General features: G+C 61.5%; 16 protein-coding genes and 2 pseudogenes. All 18 read left to right on the forward strand.

The genetic code is table 11. The annotated features are described in order from the left end of the window. On the forward strand, positions 1–744 hold a 744-nt coding region (gene hutU / locus JV201_RS29495; RefSeq protein WP_257903281.1), incomplete at its 5' end, for a urocanate hydratase. 142 nt (positions 745–886) lie between these two features. Then, on the forward strand, positions 887–2,326 hold the full coding sequence (locus JV201_RS01705) for a cytosine permease (protein WP_087692903.1): 1,440 nt from the start codon (positions 887–889) through the stop codon (positions 2,324–2,326). Next, positions 2,313–2,460: pseudogene (locus JV201_RS01710) on the forward strand (histidine ABC transporter substrate-binding protein); the annotation flags it as partial. The gene JV201_RS01705 and the pseudogene JV201_RS01710, both read left to right, overlap by 14 nt. Before the next feature lie 71 nt (positions 2,461–2,531). After that, a complete protein-coding gene (locus tag JV201_RS01715) occupies positions 2,532–3,383 on the forward strand; it encodes a proline/glycine betaine ABC transporter permease (RefSeq protein ID WP_003209260.1) in 852 nt (283 codons plus the stop codon). Continuing rightward, on the forward strand, positions 3,380–4,204 hold the full coding sequence (locus tag JV201_RS01720; RefSeq protein ID WP_008430269.1) for a glycine betaine/L-proline ABC transporter ATP-binding protein: 825 nt from the start codon (positions 3,380–3,382) through the stop codon (positions 4,202–4,204). Before JV201_RS01715 ends, JV201_RS01720 begins: the two co-directional genes overlap by 4 nt. A 146-nt stretch (positions 4,205–4,350) precedes the next feature. After that, complete coding sequence (hutH, locus tag JV201_RS01725; protein ID WP_003209264.1) at positions 4,351–5,874, forward strand: histidine ammonia-lyase; 1,524 nt, start codon at positions 4,351–4,353, stop codon at positions 5,872–5,874. Positions 5,875–5,988: 114 nt separating this feature from the next. Then, entirely contained in the window at positions 5,989–7,527 is a 1,539-nt protein-coding gene (gene hutH, locus JV201_RS01730) for a histidine ammonia-lyase (RefSeq protein WP_085984627.1), read from the forward strand. 182 nt (positions 7,528–7,709) lie between these two features. Continuing rightward, a complete protein-coding gene (locus tag JV201_RS01735; RefSeq protein ID WP_219406427.1) occupies positions 7,710–9,119 on the forward strand; it encodes an amino acid permease in 1,410 nt (469 codons plus the stop codon). Positions 9,120–9,135: 16 nt separating this feature from the next. Beyond that, a complete protein-coding gene (gene hutI, locus JV201_RS01740) occupies positions 9,136–10,341 on the forward strand; it encodes an imidazolonepropionase (RefSeq protein WP_219406428.1) in 1,206 nt (401 codons plus the stop codon). Between the two features lie 11 nt (positions 10,342–10,352). Beyond that, a complete protein-coding gene (gene hutG, locus JV201_RS01745; RefSeq protein WP_219406429.1) occupies positions 10,353–11,153 on the forward strand; it encodes an N-formylglutamate deformylase in 801 nt (266 codons plus the stop codon). A gap of 259 nt (positions 11,154–11,412) precedes the next feature. Then, the gene (locus JV201_RS01750) at positions 11,413–12,360 is read left to right on the forward strand and encodes a choline ABC transporter substrate-binding protein (RefSeq protein WP_008439284.1); all 948 of its coding nucleotides are present in this window, start codon (positions 11,413–11,415) and stop codon (positions 12,358–12,360) included. Between the two features lie 154 nt (positions 12,361–12,514). After that, positions 12,515–13,450 (forward strand): alpha/beta hydrolase, encoded by a 936-nt coding sequence (locus tag JV201_RS01755; RefSeq protein ID WP_219406430.1) that lies wholly within the window; start codon positions 12,515–12,517, stop codon positions 13,448–13,450. A gap of 103 nt (positions 13,451–13,553) precedes the next feature. After that, positions 13,554–14,525, forward strand: a complete 972-nt coding sequence (gene pip, locus JV201_RS01760) for a prolyl aminopeptidase (RefSeq protein ID WP_008439282.1) — start codon at positions 13,554–13,556, stop codon at positions 14,523–14,525. After that, entirely contained in the window at positions 14,522–14,959 is a 438-nt protein-coding gene (dtd, locus tag JV201_RS01765; protein WP_087692908.1) for a D-aminoacyl-tRNA deacylase, read from the forward strand. The genes pip and dtd overlap by 4 nt, the downstream gene beginning before the upstream one ends. 267 nt (positions 14,960–15,226) lie before the next feature. Then, positions 15,227–16,978 (forward strand): glucan biosynthesis protein G, encoded by a 1,752-nt coding sequence (locus JV201_RS01770; protein ID WP_008439280.1) that lies wholly within the window; start codon positions 15,227–15,229, stop codon positions 16,976–16,978. Beyond that, a pseudogene (mdoH, locus tag JV201_RS01775) lies at positions 16,971–19,546 on the forward strand (glucans biosynthesis glucosyltransferase MdoH); the annotation flags it as partial. The gene JV201_RS01770 and the pseudogene mdoH, both read left to right, overlap by 8 nt. A gap of 237 nt (positions 19,547–19,783) precedes the next feature. Beyond that, positions 19,784–20,587: a transporter substrate-binding domain-containing protein gene (locus tag JV201_RS01780; RefSeq protein WP_219406431.1), complete on the forward strand. Its 804-nt coding sequence runs from the start codon at positions 19,784–19,786 to the stop codon at positions 20,585–20,587. Between the two features lie 219 nt (positions 20,588–20,806). Further along, complete coding sequence (locus tag JV201_RS01785) at positions 20,807–21,604, forward strand: transporter substrate-binding domain-containing protein (protein WP_003209284.1); 798 nt, start codon at positions 20,807–20,809, stop codon at positions 21,602–21,604.

Consider the following 21,604-nt stretch of genomic DNA (forward strand, 5'->3'; position numbering starts at 1 on the left):
ATGCTCGAGTTCCAGAAACAAGGCATCCCGACGTTCGACTACGGCAACAACATCCGTCAGATGGCGCAAGAAGTGGGCGTGGAAAACGCCTTCGACTTCCCGGGTTTCGTCCCGGCCTACATCCGTCCGCTGTTCTGCCGTGGCATCGGCCCGTTCCGTTGGGCTGCGCTGTCGGGCGACCCGCAAGACATCTACAAGACCGACGCCAAAGTCAAAGAGCTGATCCCGGACGACGCGCACCTGCACAACTGGCTGGACATGGCCCGCGAGCGCATCAGCTTCCAGGGCCTGCCGGCGCGTATCTGCTGGGTTGGCCTGGGCCAGCGCGCCAAGCTCGGCCTGGCATTCAACGAAATGGTGCGCAGCGGCGAGCTGTCGGCACCCATCGTGATCGGCCGCGACCACCTGGACTCCGGCTCGGTGGCCAGCCCCAACCGTGAAACCGAATCGATGCAGGACGGTTCCGACGCCGTGTCCGACTGGCCACTGCTCAACGCCTTGCTCAACACCGCCAGCGGCGCGACCTGGGTTTCGTTGCACCACGGCGGCGGCGTCGGCATGGGCTTCTCCCAGCACTCGGGCATGGTGATTGTCTGCGACGGTACCGACGAAGCCGCCGAGCGTATCGCGCGCGTGCTGCACAACGACCCGGCGACCGGCGTGATGCGTCATGCGGATGCGGGCTACCAGATCGCTATCGATTGCGCCAAAGAGCAGGGCCTCAATCTCCCGATGATCAAATAACTAATGTGGGAGCGGGCTTGCTCGCGAATGCGGTGTATCAGTCACTGAAGTCGTTAGCTGACCCATCGCTTTCGCGAGCAAGCCCGCTCCCACATGTGATCTGCGTTTCACCCAAAAACAATCCATCAGAGGTTGAACATAAATGGCAGTAAAAGACGCTCGTGCAAGCACCACCCCGTTGATCGAAAGGCGTTCGATCGACTACATCCCGGAAGCGGAAAGACACGGCCGTCTATTGAGTCAGTTCACCCTGTGGTTGGGTGCCAACCTGCAAATCACTGCGATCGTCACCGGGGCCCTGGCCGTGGTGCTGGGCGGTGATGTGTTCTGGTCGTTGATCGGTCTGTTGATCGGTCAACTGCTGGGCGGTGGCGTCATGGCCCTGCATGCGGCGCAAGGCCCGCAACTGGGCTTGCCGCAGATGATCTCCAGCCGCGTGCAGTTCGGCGTGTATGGCGCAGTGATTCCCCTGGTGCTGGTGTGCCTGATGTACATCGGTTTTTCCGCCAGCGGCTCATTGCTGGCGGGGCAGGCGGTGGCGCAGTTGCTTCACGTTGAAGACTGGGTCGGCATCGTGTTGTTCGCGGGGCTGATCATGGTGTTTACGATCTTCGGCTACCGGGTGATCCACGGCATCGGTCGCATCGCCAGCGTGCTGGGGGTGGTTGCCTTCGTGTACCTGTTCTACAGGCTGCTGGCCGGTAACGACATCGGTGCGTTGCTGGGCAACAAGCATTTTTCCCTCAGCAGTTTCCTGCTGGCGATTTCCCTCTCGGCGTCCTGGCAGATTGCGTTCGGCCCGTATGTGGCGGACTACTCGCGCTACTTGCCGCGCAGCACGCAGGCCTCGAAAACCTTCTGGGCCGTGGGCCTCGGTTCGGTGATCGGCGCGCAGGCTTCGATGGTGTTCGGTGTGTTTGCGGCAGCCCTGGCAGGCTCGCAATTCGCTCACCACGAAGTGTCGTTTATCGTCGGCCTGGGCGGCACCGGGATCGTCGCGGCGCTGCTGTATTTCAGCATCGCCTTCGGCAAGGTCACCGTCACCACCCTCAACGCCTACGGCAGCTTCATGTCGATCGCGACAATCATCAGTGGTTTCCGTGGCAGCCGGCATATCGGCAGTGGCACGCGGCTGTTGTACATCTTCGTGATGGTGTCGATTGCCGCCGCGCTGGCGTTGCTGGGCAAGGACTCGTTCCTCAAGGATTTCTCCGCGTTCATCCTGTTCCTGCTGGCGTTTTTCACGCCCTGGAGTGCGATCAACCTGGTGGACTTCTACTGCATCACCAAAGAGCGCTATGACATCCCGGCCCTGTCCAACCCCAACGGTCGCTACGGTCGCTGGAACCTGATGGGCATCAGCATCTACGTGTTCGGCGTGCTGATTCAGATGCCGTTCATCTCGACGCATTTCTACACCGGCCCACTGGTCGCGAGCCTGGGCGACACCGATATCTCGTGGATCATCGGCCTGGTGGTGCCGGCGGCGTTGTACTACTGGGCTGCGAAAAAATGGCACAGCCCGATTCCTGAGCGCCTCGTGCTGCCCGATGTGCAGGGCGCCGCTGCTCAACCTGCTTAACCAGAACCCGGTACGCATGACAAACAGCGAATTGAAACAGCAAAACTGGCGAAAACTTTCCTCAAGGGACATCCTGAACTCTGGCACGCATGGTGAGCGACAACGCAGCCAAGAAAATCGACGCGGCCTTGTAGGTTGAGCGTTTCCGGTTGCCGCCACAGGCAACCGGGCGCCCGGCCACAATCCACTGGATCGAGAGCACACTATGTTTCCTGAGAGTTTTACGTTTTCCATCGCCGACTGGGTCAACAGTTGGGTCGATGCGCTTGTGACCAACTACGGCGATGTGTTCCGGCACATCTCCGATACGTTGCTGTGGGCCATCGTTAACCTGGAAGGTTTGCTGCGCGCAGCGCCCTGGTGGTTGATGTTGCTGATTGTCGGCGGTATTGCCTGGCATGCCACTCGCAAGTGGTTCACCACCGTCGTGATCGTCGGCCTGCTGTTTCTGGTGGGCGCGGTCGGGCTGTGGGACAAGCTGATGCAAACCCTGGCGCTGATGATGGTGGCCACGGTGATCTCGGTGCTGATCGGCATTCCCCTGGGGATTCTGTCGGCCCGCAGCAACCGCCTGCGTTCGGTGCTGATGCCGCTGCTGGACATCATGCAGACCATGCCCAGCTTCGTGTACCTGATCCCGGTGTTGATGCTGTTCGGCCTGGGCAAGGTCCCGGCGATTTTCGCCACGGTGATCTACGCCGCACCGCCGCTGATTCGTCTCACCGACCTGGGCATTCGCCAGGTGGACGGTGAAGTCATGGAAGCGATCAACGCCTTCGGTGCCAACCGCTGGCAGCAACTGTTCGGCGTGCAACTGCCGCTGGCCCTGCCGAGCATCATGGCCGGGATCAACCAGACCACCATGATGGCCCTGTCGATGGTGGTGATCGCCTCGATGATCGGCGCCCGTGGCCTGGGTGAAGATGTACTGGTGGGCATCCAGACCCTCAACGTTGGACGCGGCCTTGAAGCCGGTCTGGCGATCGTGATTCTTGCCGTGGTCATCGACCGCATTACGCAAGCCTATGGTCGTCCACGGCATGAGGCGAGCAAATGACTACTGTCAGCAAAATTGAAGTCAAAAACGTATTCAAGATTTTCGGCAACCGCTCCAAGGATGCACTGGCGTTGATTGGCCAGGGCAAGACCAAGGACGAGGTGCTGGCCGAGACTGGTTGCGTGGTGGGTGTGAACGACCTGTCCCTGAGCGTCGACACCGGTGAAATCTTCGTGATCATGGGGCTGTCGGGTTCCGGCAAGTCGACCCTGGTGCGTCACTTCAACCGGCTGATCGACCCTACCAGCGGTGCGATCCTGGTGGACGGTGAAGACATCCTGCAACTGGACATGGAAGCCTTGCGCCAATTCCGCCGGCACAAGATCAGCATGGTGTTCCAGAGCTTTGGCCTGCTGCCTCACAAGAGTGTGCTGGACAATGTTGCCTACGGCCTGAAAGTGCGTGGCGAAACCAGGCAAGTGTGCGCCGAGCGTGCGCTGCACTGGATCGAAACCGTGGGCCTCAAGGGCTATGAAAACAAATACCCGCATCAACTTTCCGGCGGCATGCGTCAGCGTGTAGGCCTGGCCCGGGCGCTGGCGGCCGACACTGACATCATCCTGATGGACGAGGCGTTCAGTGCGCTCGACCCGCTTATCCGTGCCGAGATGCAAGACCAGTTATTGGAGCTGCAAAAGACCCTGCACAAGACGATCGTGTTCATTACCCACGACCTCGATGAGGCGGTGCGCATCGGCAACCGCATTGCGATCCTCAAGGACGGCAAGCTGATCCAGGTCGGCACGCCCCGCGAGATTTTGCATTCACCGGCGGATGAGTACGTGAACCGGTTTGTCCAGCGGCGGGTGGCGGTGGTTTGATCCGATATTTGTGGTGGGTTGGCTGAGGCTATCGCAGGCAAGCCAGCTCCCACATTTGGAATGCGTTTCCCCTGTGGAAGCTGGCTCGCTTGCGATGAGGCCAGTGAAGCTGCACAACAATTGCGAATTTCATGAAGAGGTCAACGATGTCCCAGGCTGAAAAAATCATCATCGCCGACGCCCCGATGCGTTGGCAGGACGTGGTCGCCGTGGCTCGCCACGGTGCGATCCTCGAACTCTCGGGCCAGGCCTGGGCTCGCATCGACAATGCACAGGCCATCGTCCAGCGCATCGTCACCAGCGGCGAGCGCGCCTACGGCATCAACACCGGCCTGGGTGCCTTGTGCAACGTGTCGCTCAAGGACGAACAACTGAGCCGGCTGTCGCGCAATACCCTGCTCAGCCATGCCTGCGGCGTCGGTGCGCCACTGAGTGTGGAGCAAACCCGCGCGATCATTTGTGCGGCAATCATTAACTACAGCCACGGCAAATCCGGCTTGCATCCGCAGGTGGTGCATTCGCTGCTGGGGCTGCTCAACCATGGCATCACGCCGCAAGTGCCGTCCCAGGGGTCCGTGGGTTACCTGACCCACATGGCGCACATTGGCGTCGCCTTGCTCGGCGTCGGCGACGTCAGCTATCGGGGCCGTATCGTTCCCGCACACCAGGCGCTGGCTGAAGAAGGTTTGCAGCCGGTAGTGCTCGGTGCCAAGGACGGGCTGTGCCTGGTCAACGGCACGCCGTGCATGACCGGCCTCAGCAGCCTGGCCCTGGCCGATGCGCACCGCCTGCTGCAATGGGCCGATGTGATCGGTGCCATGAGCTTCGAAGGCCAGCGCGGCCAGATCGACGCCTTCGACGAAGAAATCATCGCGCTCAAGCCGCACCCAGGCATGCAGCAAGTGGGCATCAACCTGCGCGCGTTGCTGGACGGCAGCGAAGTGATCGCCAGCAGCAAAGGCATTCGTACCCAGGACGCCCTGAGCATCCGTTCGATTCCCCAGGTGCACGGCGCGGCCCGCGACCAACTGGAACACGCCACCCGGCAGATCGAAACCGAACTCAACGGCGCCACCGATAACCCGCTGGTGCTCGGCACGCCAGACAACTACCGCGTGGTGTCCCAGGCCAATCCCCACGGGCAGTCCGTGGCCCTGGCGGCAGACATGCTGGCCATCGCCATGGCCGAAATCGGCTCCATCGCCGAGCGTCGCCTGGACCGTCTGATCAACCCGCACGTCAGTGGTTTGCCGGCGTTCCTGGTGAGCAACCCCGGGGTCAACTCCGGGATGATGATCGTGCAGTACGTCGCCGCCTCGCTGTGCGGGCAAAACCGCCAGTTGGCGCAACCCGCGGTGCTCGACAACTTCGTCACCTCGGGCCTGCAGGAAGACCACCTGAGCATGGGCACCAACGCCGCGCTCAAGCTGTATTCGGTGCTGGAAAACGTCACCCAGATCCTCGCCATCGAGTACTTGCTGGCGGCCCAGGCGTTCGAGTTCCTCCAGGAGCAACGCTTCGGCGCCGGCACCGATGCCGCCTGGCGTTTGCTGCGCGAACACGTCCCGGCCTACGACCAGGACCGCTGGCTGGCGCCAGACATCGCAGCCACCGCCGCGTTGCTCAAGGACGCCGATTTACTGCAACGCACGCTACCGAATTTGCACTGACCTTTTCCCAACAATAACCAGCGTGCCAAGCCGACTGATCCTCTAAAAGAGCACAGCGGCGGATAACGGAAGCATCCGGAGCGACTGGTAGTTAACAACACTCTCAAAAGGAACATGAATGTGACTGCGCTAAACCTGATTCCAGGCCAACTGAGCCTTGCTCAACTGCGGGCCATCTACCAGCAGCCGGTAACCCTCAGTCTGGATGACAGCGCCTCGGCCCAGATCGAAGCCAGTGTCGCCTGTGTGGAGCAGATTCTCGCCGAGAACCGCACCGCCTACGGCATCAACACCGGTTTCGGCCTGCTGGCCTCGACCCGCATTGCCAGCGAAGACCTGGAAAACCTCCAGCGTTCCCTGGTGCTGTCCCACGCCGCCGGCGTCGGTGAGCCCATCAGCGATGCGCTGGTACGGCTGGTCATGGTGCTCAAGGTCAACAGCCTGAGCCGGGGTTTTTCCGGGATTCGCCGGCAGGTCATCGACGCGCTGATCGCCCTGATCAATGCCGAGGTCTACCCGCACATTCCGCTGAAAGGTTCGGTGGGCGCCTCCGGTGACCTGGCGCCATTGGCCCACATGTCGCTGGTGCTGCTGGGCGAAGGCAAGGCTCGCTACAAAGGCGAATGGCTGGAAGCTACCGAAGCGCTGAAAGTTGCCGGCCTGACGCCGCTGACCCTGGCGGCCAAGGAAGGCCTGGCGCTGCTCAACGGCACCCAGGTTTCCACCGCTTATGCATTGCGTGGGCTGTTCGAGGGCGAAGATCTGTTCGCCGGTGCCCTGGCCTGTGGCGCCCTGACGGTGGAAGCCGTGCTGGGTTCGCGCTCGCCGTTCGACGCACGCATTCACGCTGCCCGGGGCCAACGCGGCCAGATCGACTCTGCGGCCGCGTATCGCGCCCTGCTGGGTGAAAGCAGCGAAGTGTCGCAATCCCACGAAAACTGCGACAAGGTCCAGGACCCGTACTCCCTGCGTTGCCAGCCACAAGTCATGGGCGCCTGCCTGACCCAGTTCCGCCAGGCGGCCGAAGTGCTGGTGGTGGAAGCCAACGCTGTGTCGGATAACCCGCTGGTGTTTGCGGCTGAAGGTGACGTGATTTCCGGTGGCAACTTCCACGCCGAACCGGTGGCCATGGCGGCGGACAACATGGCGCTGGCCATCGCGGAAATCGGCTCCCTGAGCGAGCGTCGCATCTCGTTGATGATGGACAAGCACATGTCGCAACTGCCGCCTTTCCTGGTGGGCAATGGCGGTGTGAACTCCGGCTTCATGATCGCCCAGGTGACGGCGGCGGCATTGGCCAGCGAGAACAAGGCACTGGCGCATCCCCATAGCGTCGACAGCCTGCCGACGTCAGCCAACCAGGAAGACCACGTGTCGATGGCCCCGGCGGCGGGCAAGCGCCTGTGGGAAATGGCCGAGAACACCCGCGGTGTGCTGGCGGTGGAATGGTTGGCGGCTTGCCAGGGCCTGGACCTGCGCAATGGTTTGAAGACTTCGCCGGCGCTGGAAAAGGCGCGTGGGATCCTGCGCAGCAAAGTCGCGTTTTATGAGAAGGACCGCTTCTTTGCGCCGGACATCAATGCCGCCAGTGAGCTGCTGGCAACGCGTTGCCTGAACGAGCTGGTGCCGGCGAAGTTGTTGCCGAGCTTGTAAGAGCGACACCGATCCAGTGTGGGAGCTGTCGAGCCCCGGCGAGGCTGCGATGGCGCCGGAACAGGCAACACTTTCGTAGCCTGACCCACCGCTATCGCAGCCTCGCTGGGGCTCGACAGCTCCCACATTTGATCTTCTACAGATTCGAATTTTCTCAGGATAAAAATAATTAAGGACGAGAAATGCACCAGCAAGAAAAGACGTTAAAACGCGGGCTCTCCGCCCGACATATTCGCTTCATGGCCCTCGGTTCCGCGATCGGTACCGGGCTGTTCTACGGCTCTGCCTCCGCCATCCAGATGGCCGGCCCGGCCGTGCTCCTGGCCTACCTGATCGGCGGCGCCGCGGTGTTCATGGTCATGCGCGCCCTCGGCGAAATGGCCGTGCATAACCCGGTGTCCGGCTCCTTCGGCCAGTACGCCAGTACCTACCTGGGCCCGATGGCCGGCTTTATCCTCGGCTGGACCTACGCCTTTGAAATGATCATCGTCTGCCTCGCCGACGTCACCGCCTTCGGCATCTACATGGGCTTCTGGTTTCCCGAAGTCGCGCGCTGGGTCTGGGTGCTGGGCATCGTGTTGCTGATCGGCGGCCTGAACCTGTGCAACGTCAAAGTCTTTGGCGAAATGGAGTTCTGGCTGTCGCTGCTCAAGGTCGGTGCCATTGTCGCAATAATCCTCGGCGGCTTCGGCATCATGCTGTTCGGTATTCACTCGGCGGGCGAAGCACCCGCTACCGGCCTCAGCAACCTGTGGGCCCACGGTGGCTTCATGCCTAACGGCGTGGGTGGCTTGATCGCGTCCTTCGCGGTGGTGATGTTTGCGTTTGGCGGCATCGAAATCATCGGCATCACCGCCGGCGAAGCCAAGGACCCGCAGCGGGTGATCCCCAAGGCGATCAACGCCGTGCCGCTGCGTATCCTGCTGTTCTACGTGCTGACGTTGTTTGTGCTGATGGCGATCTACCCGTGGCCGCAGATCGGCAGCCAGGGCAGCCCGTTCGTGCAGATCTTCAGCAACCTGGGGATGGGCTCGGCGGCGACCATCCTTAACATCGTGGTGATCTCGGCCGCCGTCTCGGCCATCAACAGCGACATCTTCGGCGCCGGTCGCATGATGTATGGCCTGGCCCAGCAAGGGCAGGCGCCCAAGGGTTTTGCCCAACTGTCGAGCCAGGGCGTGCCGTGGATGACCGTAGTGGTGATGGGCGCCGCGTTGCTCGGCGGTGTGGTGCTCAATTACCTGATCCCGGAAAACGTGTTCCTGGTCATCGCCTCGATTGCGACCTTCGCCACGGTGTGGGTATGGCTGATGATCCTGGTCACCCAGGTGGCCATGCGTCGCTCGATGACCAGGGAACAGATTGCCGAGCTGAAATTCCCGGTGCCGTTCTGGCCCTACGCGCCAGCGGCCGCCATCGTGTTCATGCTGTTCATCTTCGGCGTGCTGGGTTACTTCCCGGACACCCAGGCCGCTCTTATGGTCGGCGCCGTGTGGATCGTCTTGCTGATCGTCGCCTATCTGCTGTGGGTCAAGCCCGCCGCCGGGCAAACGGCCAAGGTCCACTACGACCCGGCTTTGTCTCATCGATAACCTAATGGAGGCGTTGATGAAAACGCTTTGGCAACACTGCCACGTTGCAACCATGGCCCAGGGCAACTACTCGATCATCGAGGACGCCGCCATTGTTACCTCGGGCACGCTCATCGAGTGGATCGGCCCGCGCGCCGATCTGCCGGATGCGAACTACGCAACCACCCATGACCTGCAAGGGGCGTGGGTCACGCCCGGGCTGATCGACTGCCACACCCACACGGTGTTCGGCGGCAATCGCAGCGGCGAGTTCGAGCAGCGGCTGCAAGGCGTGAGCTACGCCGAGATCGCAGCGGCCGGTGGTGGTATTGCCAGCACCGTGCGCGCCACGCGTGCGGCGAGCGAAGATGAACTGTTTGCCAGCGGCCACAAGCGCCTGCGCAGTTTGCTGCGCGACGGTGTAACCACCGTCGAGATCAAGTCCGGCTACGGCCTGGACCTGGCCAGCGAGCGCAAGATTTTGCGGGTGATCCGTCGCCTCGGCGCCGAGTTGCCGGTCAGTGTGCGCAGCACCTGCCTGGCGGCGCATGCGTTGCCGCCGGAGTACGTGGACCGGGCCGATGCCTACATCGATCACATCTGCACCGAAATGCTCCCGGCGCTGGCAGCGGAAGGCCTGGTGGACGCGGTCGACGCCTTCTGTGAGTACCTGGCGTTCTCACCGGAGCAGGTGGAGCGCGTGTTCATCGCCGCCCGGAAACTTGGCTTGCCGGTAAAACTGCACGCCGAACAGTTGTCGTCCCTGCATGGCTCCAGCCTGGCGGCGCGGCACCAGGCGCTGTCGGCGGACCACCTGGAATTCATGACCGAGGAAGACGCCATCGCCATGGCCGCTTCCGGCACCGTCGCGGTGCTGCTGCCGGGCGCGTTCTACTTCCTGCGGGAAACCCAGTTGCCGCCGATGGATGCCCTGCGCAAGCACGGCGTGAAGATCGCGATCGCCAGCGACCTCAACCCGGGCACCTCGCCGGCGTTGTCGGTGCGCTTGATGCTGAACATGGCCTGCACCCTGTTCCGCATGACCCCGGAAGAAGCCCTGGCCGGCGCCACGCAACACGCGGCCACCGCCCTGGGCCTGGGCAACAGCCATGGCTCGCTGGAAGTGGGCAAGGTCGCGGATTTTGTCGCCTGGCAGATTGATCGTCCCGCCGACCTGGCCTACTGGCTGGGTGGCGAGCTGGATAAACGCGTCGTGCGCCACGGCGTCGAAGTCACCGTTTAAGGAGTACCGCTGTGGATAAGGTTCTGAACTTCAAACGAGGCCGTGTGCCGCTGCTGATCAGCATGCCCCACGCGGGCCTGCGCCTGACGCCGGCGGTGCAAGCCGGGCTGATTCCCGAGGCGCAAAGCCTGCCGGACACCGACTGGCACATTCCCACGCTGTACGACTTCGCCGAAGCGCTGGGCGCCAGCACCCTGGCGGCGGAGTATTCGCGCTTTGTCATCGACCTGAACCGGCCTTCAGACGACAAGCCGCTGTACGTTGGCGCCACCACCGGCCTGTACCCGGCGACACTGTTTGATGGTGTGCCGCTGTTCCGCGAAGGCCTGGAACCGTCCAAGGCCGAGCGCGCCACGTACCTGGAGCAGGTGTGGACGCCGTATCACCGCACTCTGCAAAACGAACTGGCCCGGCTCAAGGCCGAGTTCGGTTATGCGCTGCTGTTTGATGCGCACTCGATCCGCTCGGTGATCCCGCACCTGTTCGAAGGCAAGCTGCCGGACTTCAACCTCGGCACCTTCAACGGCGCGGCCTGCGATCCGCAGCTGGCCAGCGAACTGGAAGCCATCTGTGCCGGCCACCCGCAGTACAGCCATGTGCTCAACGGGCGCTTCAAGGGCGGGCATATCACCCGTCACTACGGCAACCCGGCCGAGAACATCCACGCCGTGCAGCTGGAGTTGGGGCAGTGCACCTACATGGAAGAGTTTGAGCCCTTCCGTTATCGCGCCGACCTGGCCGAGCCGACGCGGGTGGTGTTGAAGGAACTGCTGGAAAGGTTCCTGGCGTGGGGCAAGCGGCATTACTCCTGAGTGGCGTCGCTGCTGAGATAGCCTTCGCGAGCAAGCCCGCTCCCACATTCGACCGTGCTTCTTCAGGAGGAACACGGTCGAATGTGGGAGCGGGCTTGCTCGCGAAGAGGCCCTCAACAGCAACACACCTCCCAAGTCGTCTGTGTGCAAATCCCTGTCGCCACAGTTCGCTTTGATCAAGGTCTCGCTGGGTAAGGTGTTGGGCACGGCGCGTCAGACGCCACTCCCACAATAAAAACTGCCGAGTGAGACCGCATCGATGAAAAGACTGTTCAACCGTTGTCTGTTGATTCTCACCGGCGCCGCACTCTTGAGCGCCAACGCGATGGCTGCCGACCCGGCCTCGTGCAAGGTCGTGCGCATGGGCGTGGTCAGCTGGACCGACGTGATCGCCACCAGCGGCATGGCCGATGTGCTGCTCAATGGCCTGGGCTATGACAGCAAGCAAACCAGCGCCGTGCAGCAAATCATCTTTGCCGGCATCCGCGACAAACGCCTGGATATCTTCCTCGGCTACTGGAAACCGGCGATGGACAACAACATCGCGCCATTCCTCGCGGCCAAGCAGGTCAAGGTGTTCGACAAGCCGAGCCTGTCCGACGCCCAAGCGACGCTGGCGGTGCCGCAGTACGTTGCCGACGCCGGCTTGAAAACCTTTGCCGACATTGCCCGCTTCAAGGACAAACTGGGCGGCAAGATCTATGGCATCGAGCCGGGCAGCGGTGCCAATACCGATATCCAGAAAATGATCGACAGCAATCGCTTTGGCCTCGGCGGCTTCAAGCTGGTGGCGTCCGGCGAGGCAGGCATGCTGGCGGCGGTGCAGCGGGCAGTGAATCGCAAGGAGTTCGTGGTGTTTGTCGGCTGGACCCCGCACCCGATGAACATCAACATGAAAATGGCGTACCTGACCGGCAGTGAAGATGTGTTCGGTGCCAACGAAGGCATGGCCACGGTCTCCACGGTGACGGCGCCGGATTACGCCGAGCGTTGCCCCAATGTGACACGCCTGCTGGAGAACCTGACCTACACCGCGGCCCAGGAAAGCCAGTTGATGGTGCCGATCATGGACCGCAAGACGCCGCAGGATGTGGCCAGACAGTGGTTGCGCGACAATCCCGAGGACTTGCAGCGCTGGCTGGCGGGTGTAACGACCCTGGATGGAAAAGACGGCGTGGCGGCGGTGCAGGCCAGCCTCAAGCCCTGAGCAAATGAAGATCAAAATGTGGGAGCGGGCTTGCTCGCGAATGCGGTGGGTCAGCCACACAAGTATTGACTGATACACCGCATTCGCGAGCAAGCCCGCTCCCACATTGGATTCGTGGCGGCTGTTAAATCCTTATCTTCAGGACGATCCTTCGATGTCCCATTACCCGATTTCCGCGCAGATGTGCGCCTTCGTCGAAAAAACCGAATCCTTCACCAGCGACGACACATCGCTGGCCGGATTGCGCCGAGGCTATGACCGCATGTGCCAGGCGTTCACCCCGGCGCGGCCTGAAGGGTTACAGGTGTCAGACGTTTCCCTGGGTGGCGTGGGCGTACGCATTTATCAACCGGCGACGCCAACCCCTGATAGCGGCTGGCCATGCATCCTTTATATGCACGGTGGCGGCTGGGTGGTCGGCGGCCTGGATTCCCATGACTTCATGTGTGCTGAGCTGGCCGGCTCACTGCAGGTGCTGGTCATCGCCATCGATTACCGCCTGGCACCCGAACACCCGTTTCCGGCCGCCTTTGAGGATTGCCGTGCGGTCTGGCAGGCGATCCAGGTGGGCGAAGCGCCCCAGCCGATCAACCTTCAGCGTCTGGTGGTGGCCGGTGACAGCGCCGGCGGTAACCTGGCGGCGGCCCTGTGCCTGGGCCTGCGGGATGACCATCAGCCGCAGCCCCTGGCGCAAGTCCTGATCTACCCCGGCCTGGGCGGCCCCGCCGACCTGCCGTCCCGCCGCGATTGCGTCGACGCGCCGTTGCTCAGTACCGCCGACACCGAGTGCTATCTCGCCCTTTACCTGCGTGGGCCGGGCAAGCCGTCGCCCTACGCCATGCCATTGCTGGCCGTGGATTTCAGCGGGTTGCCGCAGGCTTTGATCGCTGTCGCCCAGTTCGACCCGTTGCGGGACGACGGCATGCTCTACGCCGAACGCCTGCAAGGCGCCGGGGTGGCGGCCACGCTGTATCCCGGCAAAGGCCTGGTTCACGGCTGCCTGCGGGCCCGGGGCCAGGTGTTGGAGGTCGACCGGCTGTACGTTTATCTGCTGGACTACCTGCGTGGTGTTCTGCTGACACAGGTCTAGGTCCACGAGGACATGCTCATTGCACAATTCGGGTTTATGATGCCAGACGGCAAAATAATAGACGTCCCCCCAGGGATGAACTCGACCCCTTACGGAGCGCGCAATGCAGACTTTGTACCCGCAGATCAAACCCTACGCCCGGCACGATCTGGCCGTCGATGAAACCCACGTCCTGTACGTCGACGAAAGCGGTTCCCCGGAAGGCTTGCCCGTTGTGTTCATCCATGGCGGCCCCGGCGCCGGGTGTGATGCCAATAGCCGCTGCTATTTCGATCCTAATCTGTACCGAATTGTTACTTTTGATCAGCGTGGCTGCGGGCGCTCCACCCCACGGGCCAGCCTGGAAAACAACACCACCTGGGACCTGGTGGCCGACCTTGAGCGGATTCGCGAACACCTGGGCATCGAAAAATGGGTGCTGTTCGGCGGTTCCTGGGGCTCGACCCTGGCCCTGGCCTACGCGCAAACCCACCCGGAGCGTGTGCACGGCCTGATCGTGCGGGGCATTTTCCTGGCCCGCCCCCAGGACATTCAGTGGTTCTACCAGGCTGGCGCCAGCCGGCTGTTCCCCGATTACTGGCAGGACTACCTGGCGCCTATCCCGGCGGAGGAGCGGCACGACCTGCTCAGCGCCTACCACAAGCGCCTGACCGGCAACGACCAGATCGCCCAGATGCACGCCGCCAAGGCCTGGTCCACGTGGGAAGGGCGCATGTTGGGCCTGTGCCCGAACCCGCAATTGATCGAGCGTTTCTCCGAACCCCAGCGCGCCCTGTCGATTGCCCGTATCGAATGCCATTACTTCACCAATAACTCGTTCCTTGAACCTGACCAACTGATCCGCGACATGCACAAGATCGCCCACTTGCCTGGCGTAATCGTGCATGGCCGCTACGATATGATCTGCCCGCTGGACAATGCCTGGGAGCTGCATCAGGCCTGGCCCAACAGTGAGTTGCAGATCATCCGCGAGGCCGGCCATGCGGCTTCCGAACCCGGAATTACCGATGCGCTGGTGCGTGCGGCGAGTGAAATGGCACGGCGCCTGCTTGATTTGCCGCCTGAAGAAGCATGAAGGGCCTTTTGCAACGGGTGCGCGGCGCCCGGGTCGAGGTAGAAGGGCAGGTGGTCGGGGCGATAGACCAGGGTTTGCTGGTGCTGGTGGCTGTCGAGCCTTCGGATACGCAAGCCAGCGCCGACAAGCTGCTGCATAAGCTGCTTAACTATCGGGTGTTCAGCGACGACGAGGGCAAGATGAACCTGTCCTTGAAAGACATTGGCGGCGGTTTGCTGCTGGTGTCGCAGTTCACCCTGGCGGCAGACACCAAGAGTGGGCTGAGGCCGAGCTTCTCCACGGCGGCACCGCCGGCGTTGGGCGAGGCGCTTTTCGACTATCTGCTGTTACAAGCGCAACAATTGCATGGCACGGTAGCGGCAGGGCGTTTTGGCGCTGATATGCAGGTGCATTTGGTCAATGATGGGCCGGTCACCTTCCTGTTACAGACGTGAATGTACTGAAAACGACTTGTGATGCCCAAAAAACCGGGTTTTCGCTACAAATACTTCGCTGACCCTGATGCGTTGTTACGCGGGCTACTAGATAATCGCGCGCTACGGGGATCAGCGTTAATTGGTCCATTTTTGACTTAGGTAGAGACTTGTCCGATAGCCATTGGGGAATCATTTAGCCCCATGGGAGTCGGAACAATGCTCGCCAACCTGGCATATAGATAGCTGGCCGTTGGTTTTTTGATCTGTTTTCGGCGAGGGTTGCTCGTGATTGTTAGTCCCTGTAATGCACCAAAATTGTCTGCCAAACGGTTACGAAACGTACTGGTGACGGGCTCTGCCCTGTTTTGCCTGTTCGGCGCGGGTCAACTGTGGGCATTCAGTCTGGATGATGTGTCGGCCAAGGCAAAAGAGCTGGCCGGGCAGAAATACGAAGCTCCGCGCAGCAATTTGCCGAACGAATTCCGCGAAATGAAATTCGCTGATTACCAGAAAATTCGTTTCCGCAACGAAAAAGCCGAGTGGGCCGATCAGAACACCCCGTTCAAGCTGTCCTTCTACCACCAGGGTATGCATTTCGATACACCGGTGAAAATCAACGAAGTCACCGCCGACAGCGTTCAGGAAATCAAGTACGACCCGTCCCGCTTCGATTTCGGCGACGTCAAGTTTGATCCCAAATCCACCGAACAGCTGGGTTATGCCGGTTTCCGTGTGCTGTACCCGATCAACAAGGGTGACAAGCAAGACGAAATCATGACCATGCTCGGCGCCAGCTATTTCCGCGTCGTGGGCAAGGACCAGGTCTACGGCCTGTCTGCCCGCGGCATGGCGATCGACACCGCGTTGCCGTCCGGCGAAGAATTCCCGCGTTTCACCGAGTTCTGGATCGAACGTCCAAAACCGGGTGAGAAACAGCTGGTGATCTACGCCCTGCTGGATTCGCCGCGGGCCACCGGCGCTTATCGCCTGATCCTGCGCCCGGGTACCGACACCATCGTCGACGTCAAATCCCAGATGTACCTGCGTGACAAGGTCACCAAGCTGGGCATCGCCCCGCTGACCAGCATGTTCCTGTTCGGCGCCAACCAGCCGTCCAAGGTCCTCAACTACCGTCGCGAGCTGCACGATTCCAGCGGCCTGTCGATCCATGCCGGCAACGGCGAGTGGATCTGGCGCCCACTGAACAACCCCAAACACCTGTCGGTCAGCAACTTCACCGTGGAAAACCCGCGTGGTTTCGGCCTGCTGCAACGCGGCCGCAACTTCAGCCACTACGAAGACCTCGACGACAACTACGACAAGCGCCCAAGCGCCTGGATCGAGCCTGAAGGCGATTGGGGCAAGGGCTCCGTCGACCTGGTAGAGATTCCGACCGCCGATGAAACCAACGACAACATCGTTGCGTTCTGGAGCCCGGAAACACTGCCGGAGCCAGGCAAGCCGCTGGACGTTGCCTACCGCCTGCACTGGACATTGCAAGACGCCGAGTTCCATTCGCCGGAAAGCGCCTGGGTCAAGCAGACCCTGCGTTCCACCGGCGACGTCAAGCAATCCAACCTGATCCGTCAGCCAGACGGCAGCGTGGCTTACCTGGTGGACTTCGAGGGCCCGTCCCTGAAGAAACTGCCAGCTGACGCACCGGTTCGCAGCCAGGTCAGCGTGGGCGACAACGCAGAAATCGTTGAAAACAGCGTGCGCTACAACCCGCACACCCAAGGCTGGCGCTTGACCCTGCGCATGAAGATCAAGGACGCAGGCAAGCCGACTGAAATGCGCGCTGCTCTGGTTCAGGACATCGTGCAGCCGGAACCGGAGAAGGTTTCGACCCAAGTGTTGAAAGCCGACAAGGTCCTGGCCAAGCAGCACGAGAAAGCGGCCAAGAAAGACGCCAAGGACAAGGACGCCAAGCAGCCGGAAGCGGCTGCCCCAGCCACACCACTCCCTACCCAGGATCAGGCCAAGACAGAGCAAGTCCTGACCGAAACCTGGAGCTATCAGTTGCCTGCCGATGAGTAATTCTCAAGTCCAGCCAGAGACTCTTGCCGAGTACCTGGCGCATCTACCGATGACCGATGAGCAGCGCGCCGAACTGGCGGGCTGCGAGTCCTTCAGTGAATTGCACAAGCGCCTGTCATCGTCCACGTTCGACGCACCTGCCGACGCTGCCCAGGCATCGGTAGGCGCCCGGCTGACCCTCAACACTGCCGAAGAGCTGCAAGACGCCGAAATGCTGGTGCTCGACGCCAGCGGCCGGGTTTGTCTCAAGGCCACGCCGCCGATCCGTCGGACCAAGGTCGTGCCTGAGCCGTGGCGCACCAATATCCTGGTGCGTGGCTGGCGCCGCCTGACCGGCCGCACCAATCCACCGGCCCCGCCGAAGGATGAGCGCGTACTGCCGGCCGCCCGCTGGCGCACCGTCGGTTCGATCCGTCGCTATATCCTGCTGGTGCTGATGCTCGGCCAGACGATCGTTGCCGGCTGGTACATGAAAGGCATCATGCCGTACCAGGGCTGGTCCTTCGTCGACTTTGACGAGATCCGCAACCAGACCCTGCTGCAAACCGCGACCCAGGTACTGCCTTACGCCCTGCAAACCAGCATCCTGGTGCTGTTCGGGATTCTGTTCTGCTGGGTCTCGGCCGGTTTCTGGACCGCGCTGATGGGCTTCCTGGAACTGCTGACCGGTCACGATAAATACCGTATCTCCGGTAAAAGTGCCGGTGACGAGCCGATTCCGAAAGACGCCCGCACCGCCCTGGTCATGCCGATCTGCAACGAAGACGTGCCCCGGGTATTTGCCGGCCTGCGCGCGACGTTCGAATCGGTGGCTGCCACCGGTGACCTGGACCGTTTCGACTTCTTCGTCCTCAGCGACAGCAACGAGGCCGACATCTGCATCGCCGAGCAGCAAGCCTGGCTCGACGTGTGCCGCGAAGCCGGTGGCTTCGGCAAGATCTTCTATCGCCGCCGTCGCCGTCGCGTCAAACGCAAGAGCGGCAACCTCGACGACTTCTGCCGTCGCTGGGGCGGTGACTACAAGTACATGGTGGTGCTCGACGCCGACAGCGTGATGAGCGGCGAATGCCTGACCAGCCTGGTGCGCCTGATGGAAGCCACGCCGGATGCCGGGATTATCCAGACCGCGCCACGTGCGTCGGGCATGGATACCCTGTATGCGCGCATGCAGCAGTTCGCCACCCGGGTGTACGGCCCGCTGTTTACCGCCGGTCTGCACTTCTGGCAGCTGGGTGAATCCCACTACTGGGGTCACAACGCGATCATCCGCATGAAGCCGTTTATCGAGCACTGCGCCCTGGCGCCGTTGCCGGGTAAAGGTGCGTTTGCCGGTGCGATTCTTTCCCACGACTTCGTTGAAGCTGCGCTGATGCGCCGTGCCGGCTGGGGCGTGTGGATTGCCTACGATTTGCCGGGCAGCTACGAAGAGCTGCCGCCGAACCTGCTGGACGAACTCAAGCGTGACCGTCGCTGGTGCCACGGCAACCTGATGAACTTCCGCCTGTTTTTGGTAAAAGGCATGCACCCGGTGCACCGTGCGGTGTTCCTCACCGGCGTGATGTCGTACCTGTCGGCACCGTTGTGGTTCTTCTTCCTGGTGCTGTCCACGGCTTTGCTGGCGGTCAACACACTGATGGAGCCGCAATACTTCATGGCGCCGCGCCAGTTGTATCCGTTGTGGCCACAATGGCATCCGGACAAGGCGGTGGCGCTGTTCTCCACCACCATCGTGCTGCTGTTCCTGCCTAAATTGCTGAGCATCATCCTGATCTGGGCCAAGGGCGCGAAAGAGTTCGGCGGCAAGTTCAAGGTGACCCTGTCGATGCTGCTGGAGATGCTGTTCTCCATGTTGCTGGCGCCGGTGCGGATGATTTTCCACACCCGTTTCGTACTGGCCGCGTTCCTCGGCTGGGCGGCGACCTGGAACTCGCCACAGCGTGACGACGACTCCACGCCATGGAGCGAGGCAGTCAAGCGCCACGGTCCGCAGACCCTGCTCGGCTTCTTCTGGGCGCTGCTGGTGGTGTGGTTGAACCCAAGCTTCCTGTGGTGGCTGGTGCCGATCGTCGGTTCGCTGATGCTGTCGATTCCGGTGTCGGTGATTTCCAGCCGGGTCAAATTGGGCCTCAAGTCTCGCGACGAGAGCCTGTTCCTGATCCCCGAGGAATACAATCCGCCCCAGGCGCTGTTGTCGACCGACAAGTACACCCACGAAAACCGTTGGCATGCGCTCAATGACGGTTTTGTGCGGGCGGTGGTCGATCCGCAGCAGAACGCCCTGGCGTGCGCCTTGGCAACTTCCCGTCACGGGCAGGCGGAGCCGATTGAGTGGCTGCGTGTTGACCGGGTTCGCCACGCGTTGAAAGTCGGCCCGGCCGGCCTCAACAACGGTGAACGCCTGGCCTTGCTCAGCGACCCGGTCGCCCTGGCACGCTTGCACGAGCAGGTCTGGAGCGAAGGCCACGCCGAGTGGCTGAGCGCCTGGCGCGAATCGGTCAAGGCCGATCCGCATGCGCCATTGCTGCCATTGAAGCCGCTGTCGTCCCAGGCTCAACCGGCCTGATTCCGACGCCCCCGAGGTGCCACCTCGGGGGCGTTTGCGATAACCGTCCTACGTTGTTTTTCCCTTCTGCTGTATCGCGCTAACTCCTTGTTATTTCGAAACAAAAGACCCTTCTCCGAGGCATATTGCCGTGCCTGCGAGTGGGTTAGCATCGCCCCCCAAATCTGACTCGAAGCCTGCGGCTTACGCGATCTTGCGCGTGGCCGGGTGTGGGAGTGTTTAATGGAACAGGGGCTTTTTTCATGATCAAAAGGTATTTGTCGATGCTGCTGCTCGGCATCGTCACATTTTCCCACGGTTACCTGGCGCATGCCGGAGCCATAGATGAGGCCGTTCGGAGGGGGGTGTTGAAAGTCGGCACCAATCCGGCCTACGTGCCCTTTGAGATGACCGACAAGAAAGGCCGGATCGTCGGGTTTGAAATTGACCTGCTTCGGGAGATGAGCAAGGCGCTGGGGGTCAAGCTGGAGCTGGTTTCGGTACCGTATATCGACCTGATTCCCGGCCTGCTGGCCAGCCGGTTCGACCTGATCGGCAGCGGCATGACTGTCACGCAGGAGCGCAACCTGACCCTCAATTTCAGCGACTCGTTCATCATCGTCGGCCAGACCGTGCTGCTGAACCCTCAGTTGGCCGACAAGGTCCAGAGCATCGAGGACTTGAACGAGGCCGGTTACCGGATCGTGGCCGCCGAAGGCACCACAGGCGAGGCGGCGGCGAAAAGGTTTCTCGGCACTGCACGGCTGCGCAGTTTTCCAACACCTGAAGAAGGCGTGCGCCAGGTGGTGGAGGGCAAGGCCGATGCGTTTATCCATGATGCGCCGTATAACCTGATCGCCATTACCAAGCCCCAGAACAGTGCGCTGTTGGCGCTGGAGCAACCCTTCACCTACGAGCCCCTGGCGTTCGGCTTGAAAAAGGGCGATTACGACAGCCTCAACTGGATCAATCATTTCCTCAACCAGGTGGCCCAGGACGGCACCTACGATCGGCTGCATGACAAGTGGTTCAAGGACTCGGGCTGGATGGCGGAAGTGGGCTGGTAGTCATAACTGCTTACACATCAAGCAATTGGCTGGGCCGTGGGTCGAGGTGTCTAGCCATGCCTTTCTCTGCACGGTTGTGGGGCTTTTCTGTCATACCTTGGCAACAAATCCCGGCGAAACCTTTGTACCCGGCGGTGAGTGAGTTAGGATCGCACCCCGAAATGGTGCAGCCCTTTTGCGCGCCGACCTCACAAGAAAATGAGTTCAGGGGACTTGATGATGAAAAAGTATCTTTCGATGCTGCTGCTGGGTGTCACCGCACTGGTGGCGGTCAACGCGGCACATGCCGGCGCCATCGATGATGCGGTCAAGCGCGGTACGCTGAAAGTCGGCATGGACCCGACTTACATGCCGTTCCAGATGACCAACAAACGCGGTGAAATCATCGGCTTTGAAGTCGACATCCTCAAGGCCATGGCCAAGTCGATGGGCGTGAAGTTCGAGCCGATTTCCACCGGTTACGACGGCATCATCCCGGCCCTGTTGACCGACAAGTTCGACATGATCGGCAGCGGCATGACCCTGACTCAGGAACGCAACCTGCGCCTGAACTTCAGCGAACCGTTCATCGTGGTCGGCCAGACCCTGCTGATCCGCAAGGAGCTGGAGGGCACCATCAAGTCCTACAAAGACCTGAATGACGAGAAATACCGCCTGACCTCCAAGCTCGGCACCACCGGCGAGATGGTGGCCAAGAAGCTGATCTCCAAAGCCAAGTACCACGGCTATGACAACGAGCAGGAAGCTGTTCTGGACGTGGTCAACGGCAAGGCTGACGCCTTCGTCTATGACGCCCCGTACAACGTGGTGGCCGTGAACAAGGTCGGCGCCGGCAAACTGGTGTTCCTTGATCAGCCGTTCACCTTTGAACCCCTGGCGTTCGGCCTGAAGAAGGGCGACTACGACAGCATCAACTTCATCAACAACTTCCTGCACCAGATCCGCAACGACGGCACCTACGATCGCATCCATGACAAGTGGTTCAAGAGCTCTGAGTGGCTCAAGGACATGGAATAA

Origin of the sequence: Pseudomonas sp. Colony2 (assembly GCF_019382755.1) — a bacterium.
In the GTDB taxonomy this organism is placed as follows: domain Bacteria; phylum Pseudomonadota; class Gammaproteobacteria; order Pseudomonadales; family Pseudomonadaceae; genus Aquipseudomonas.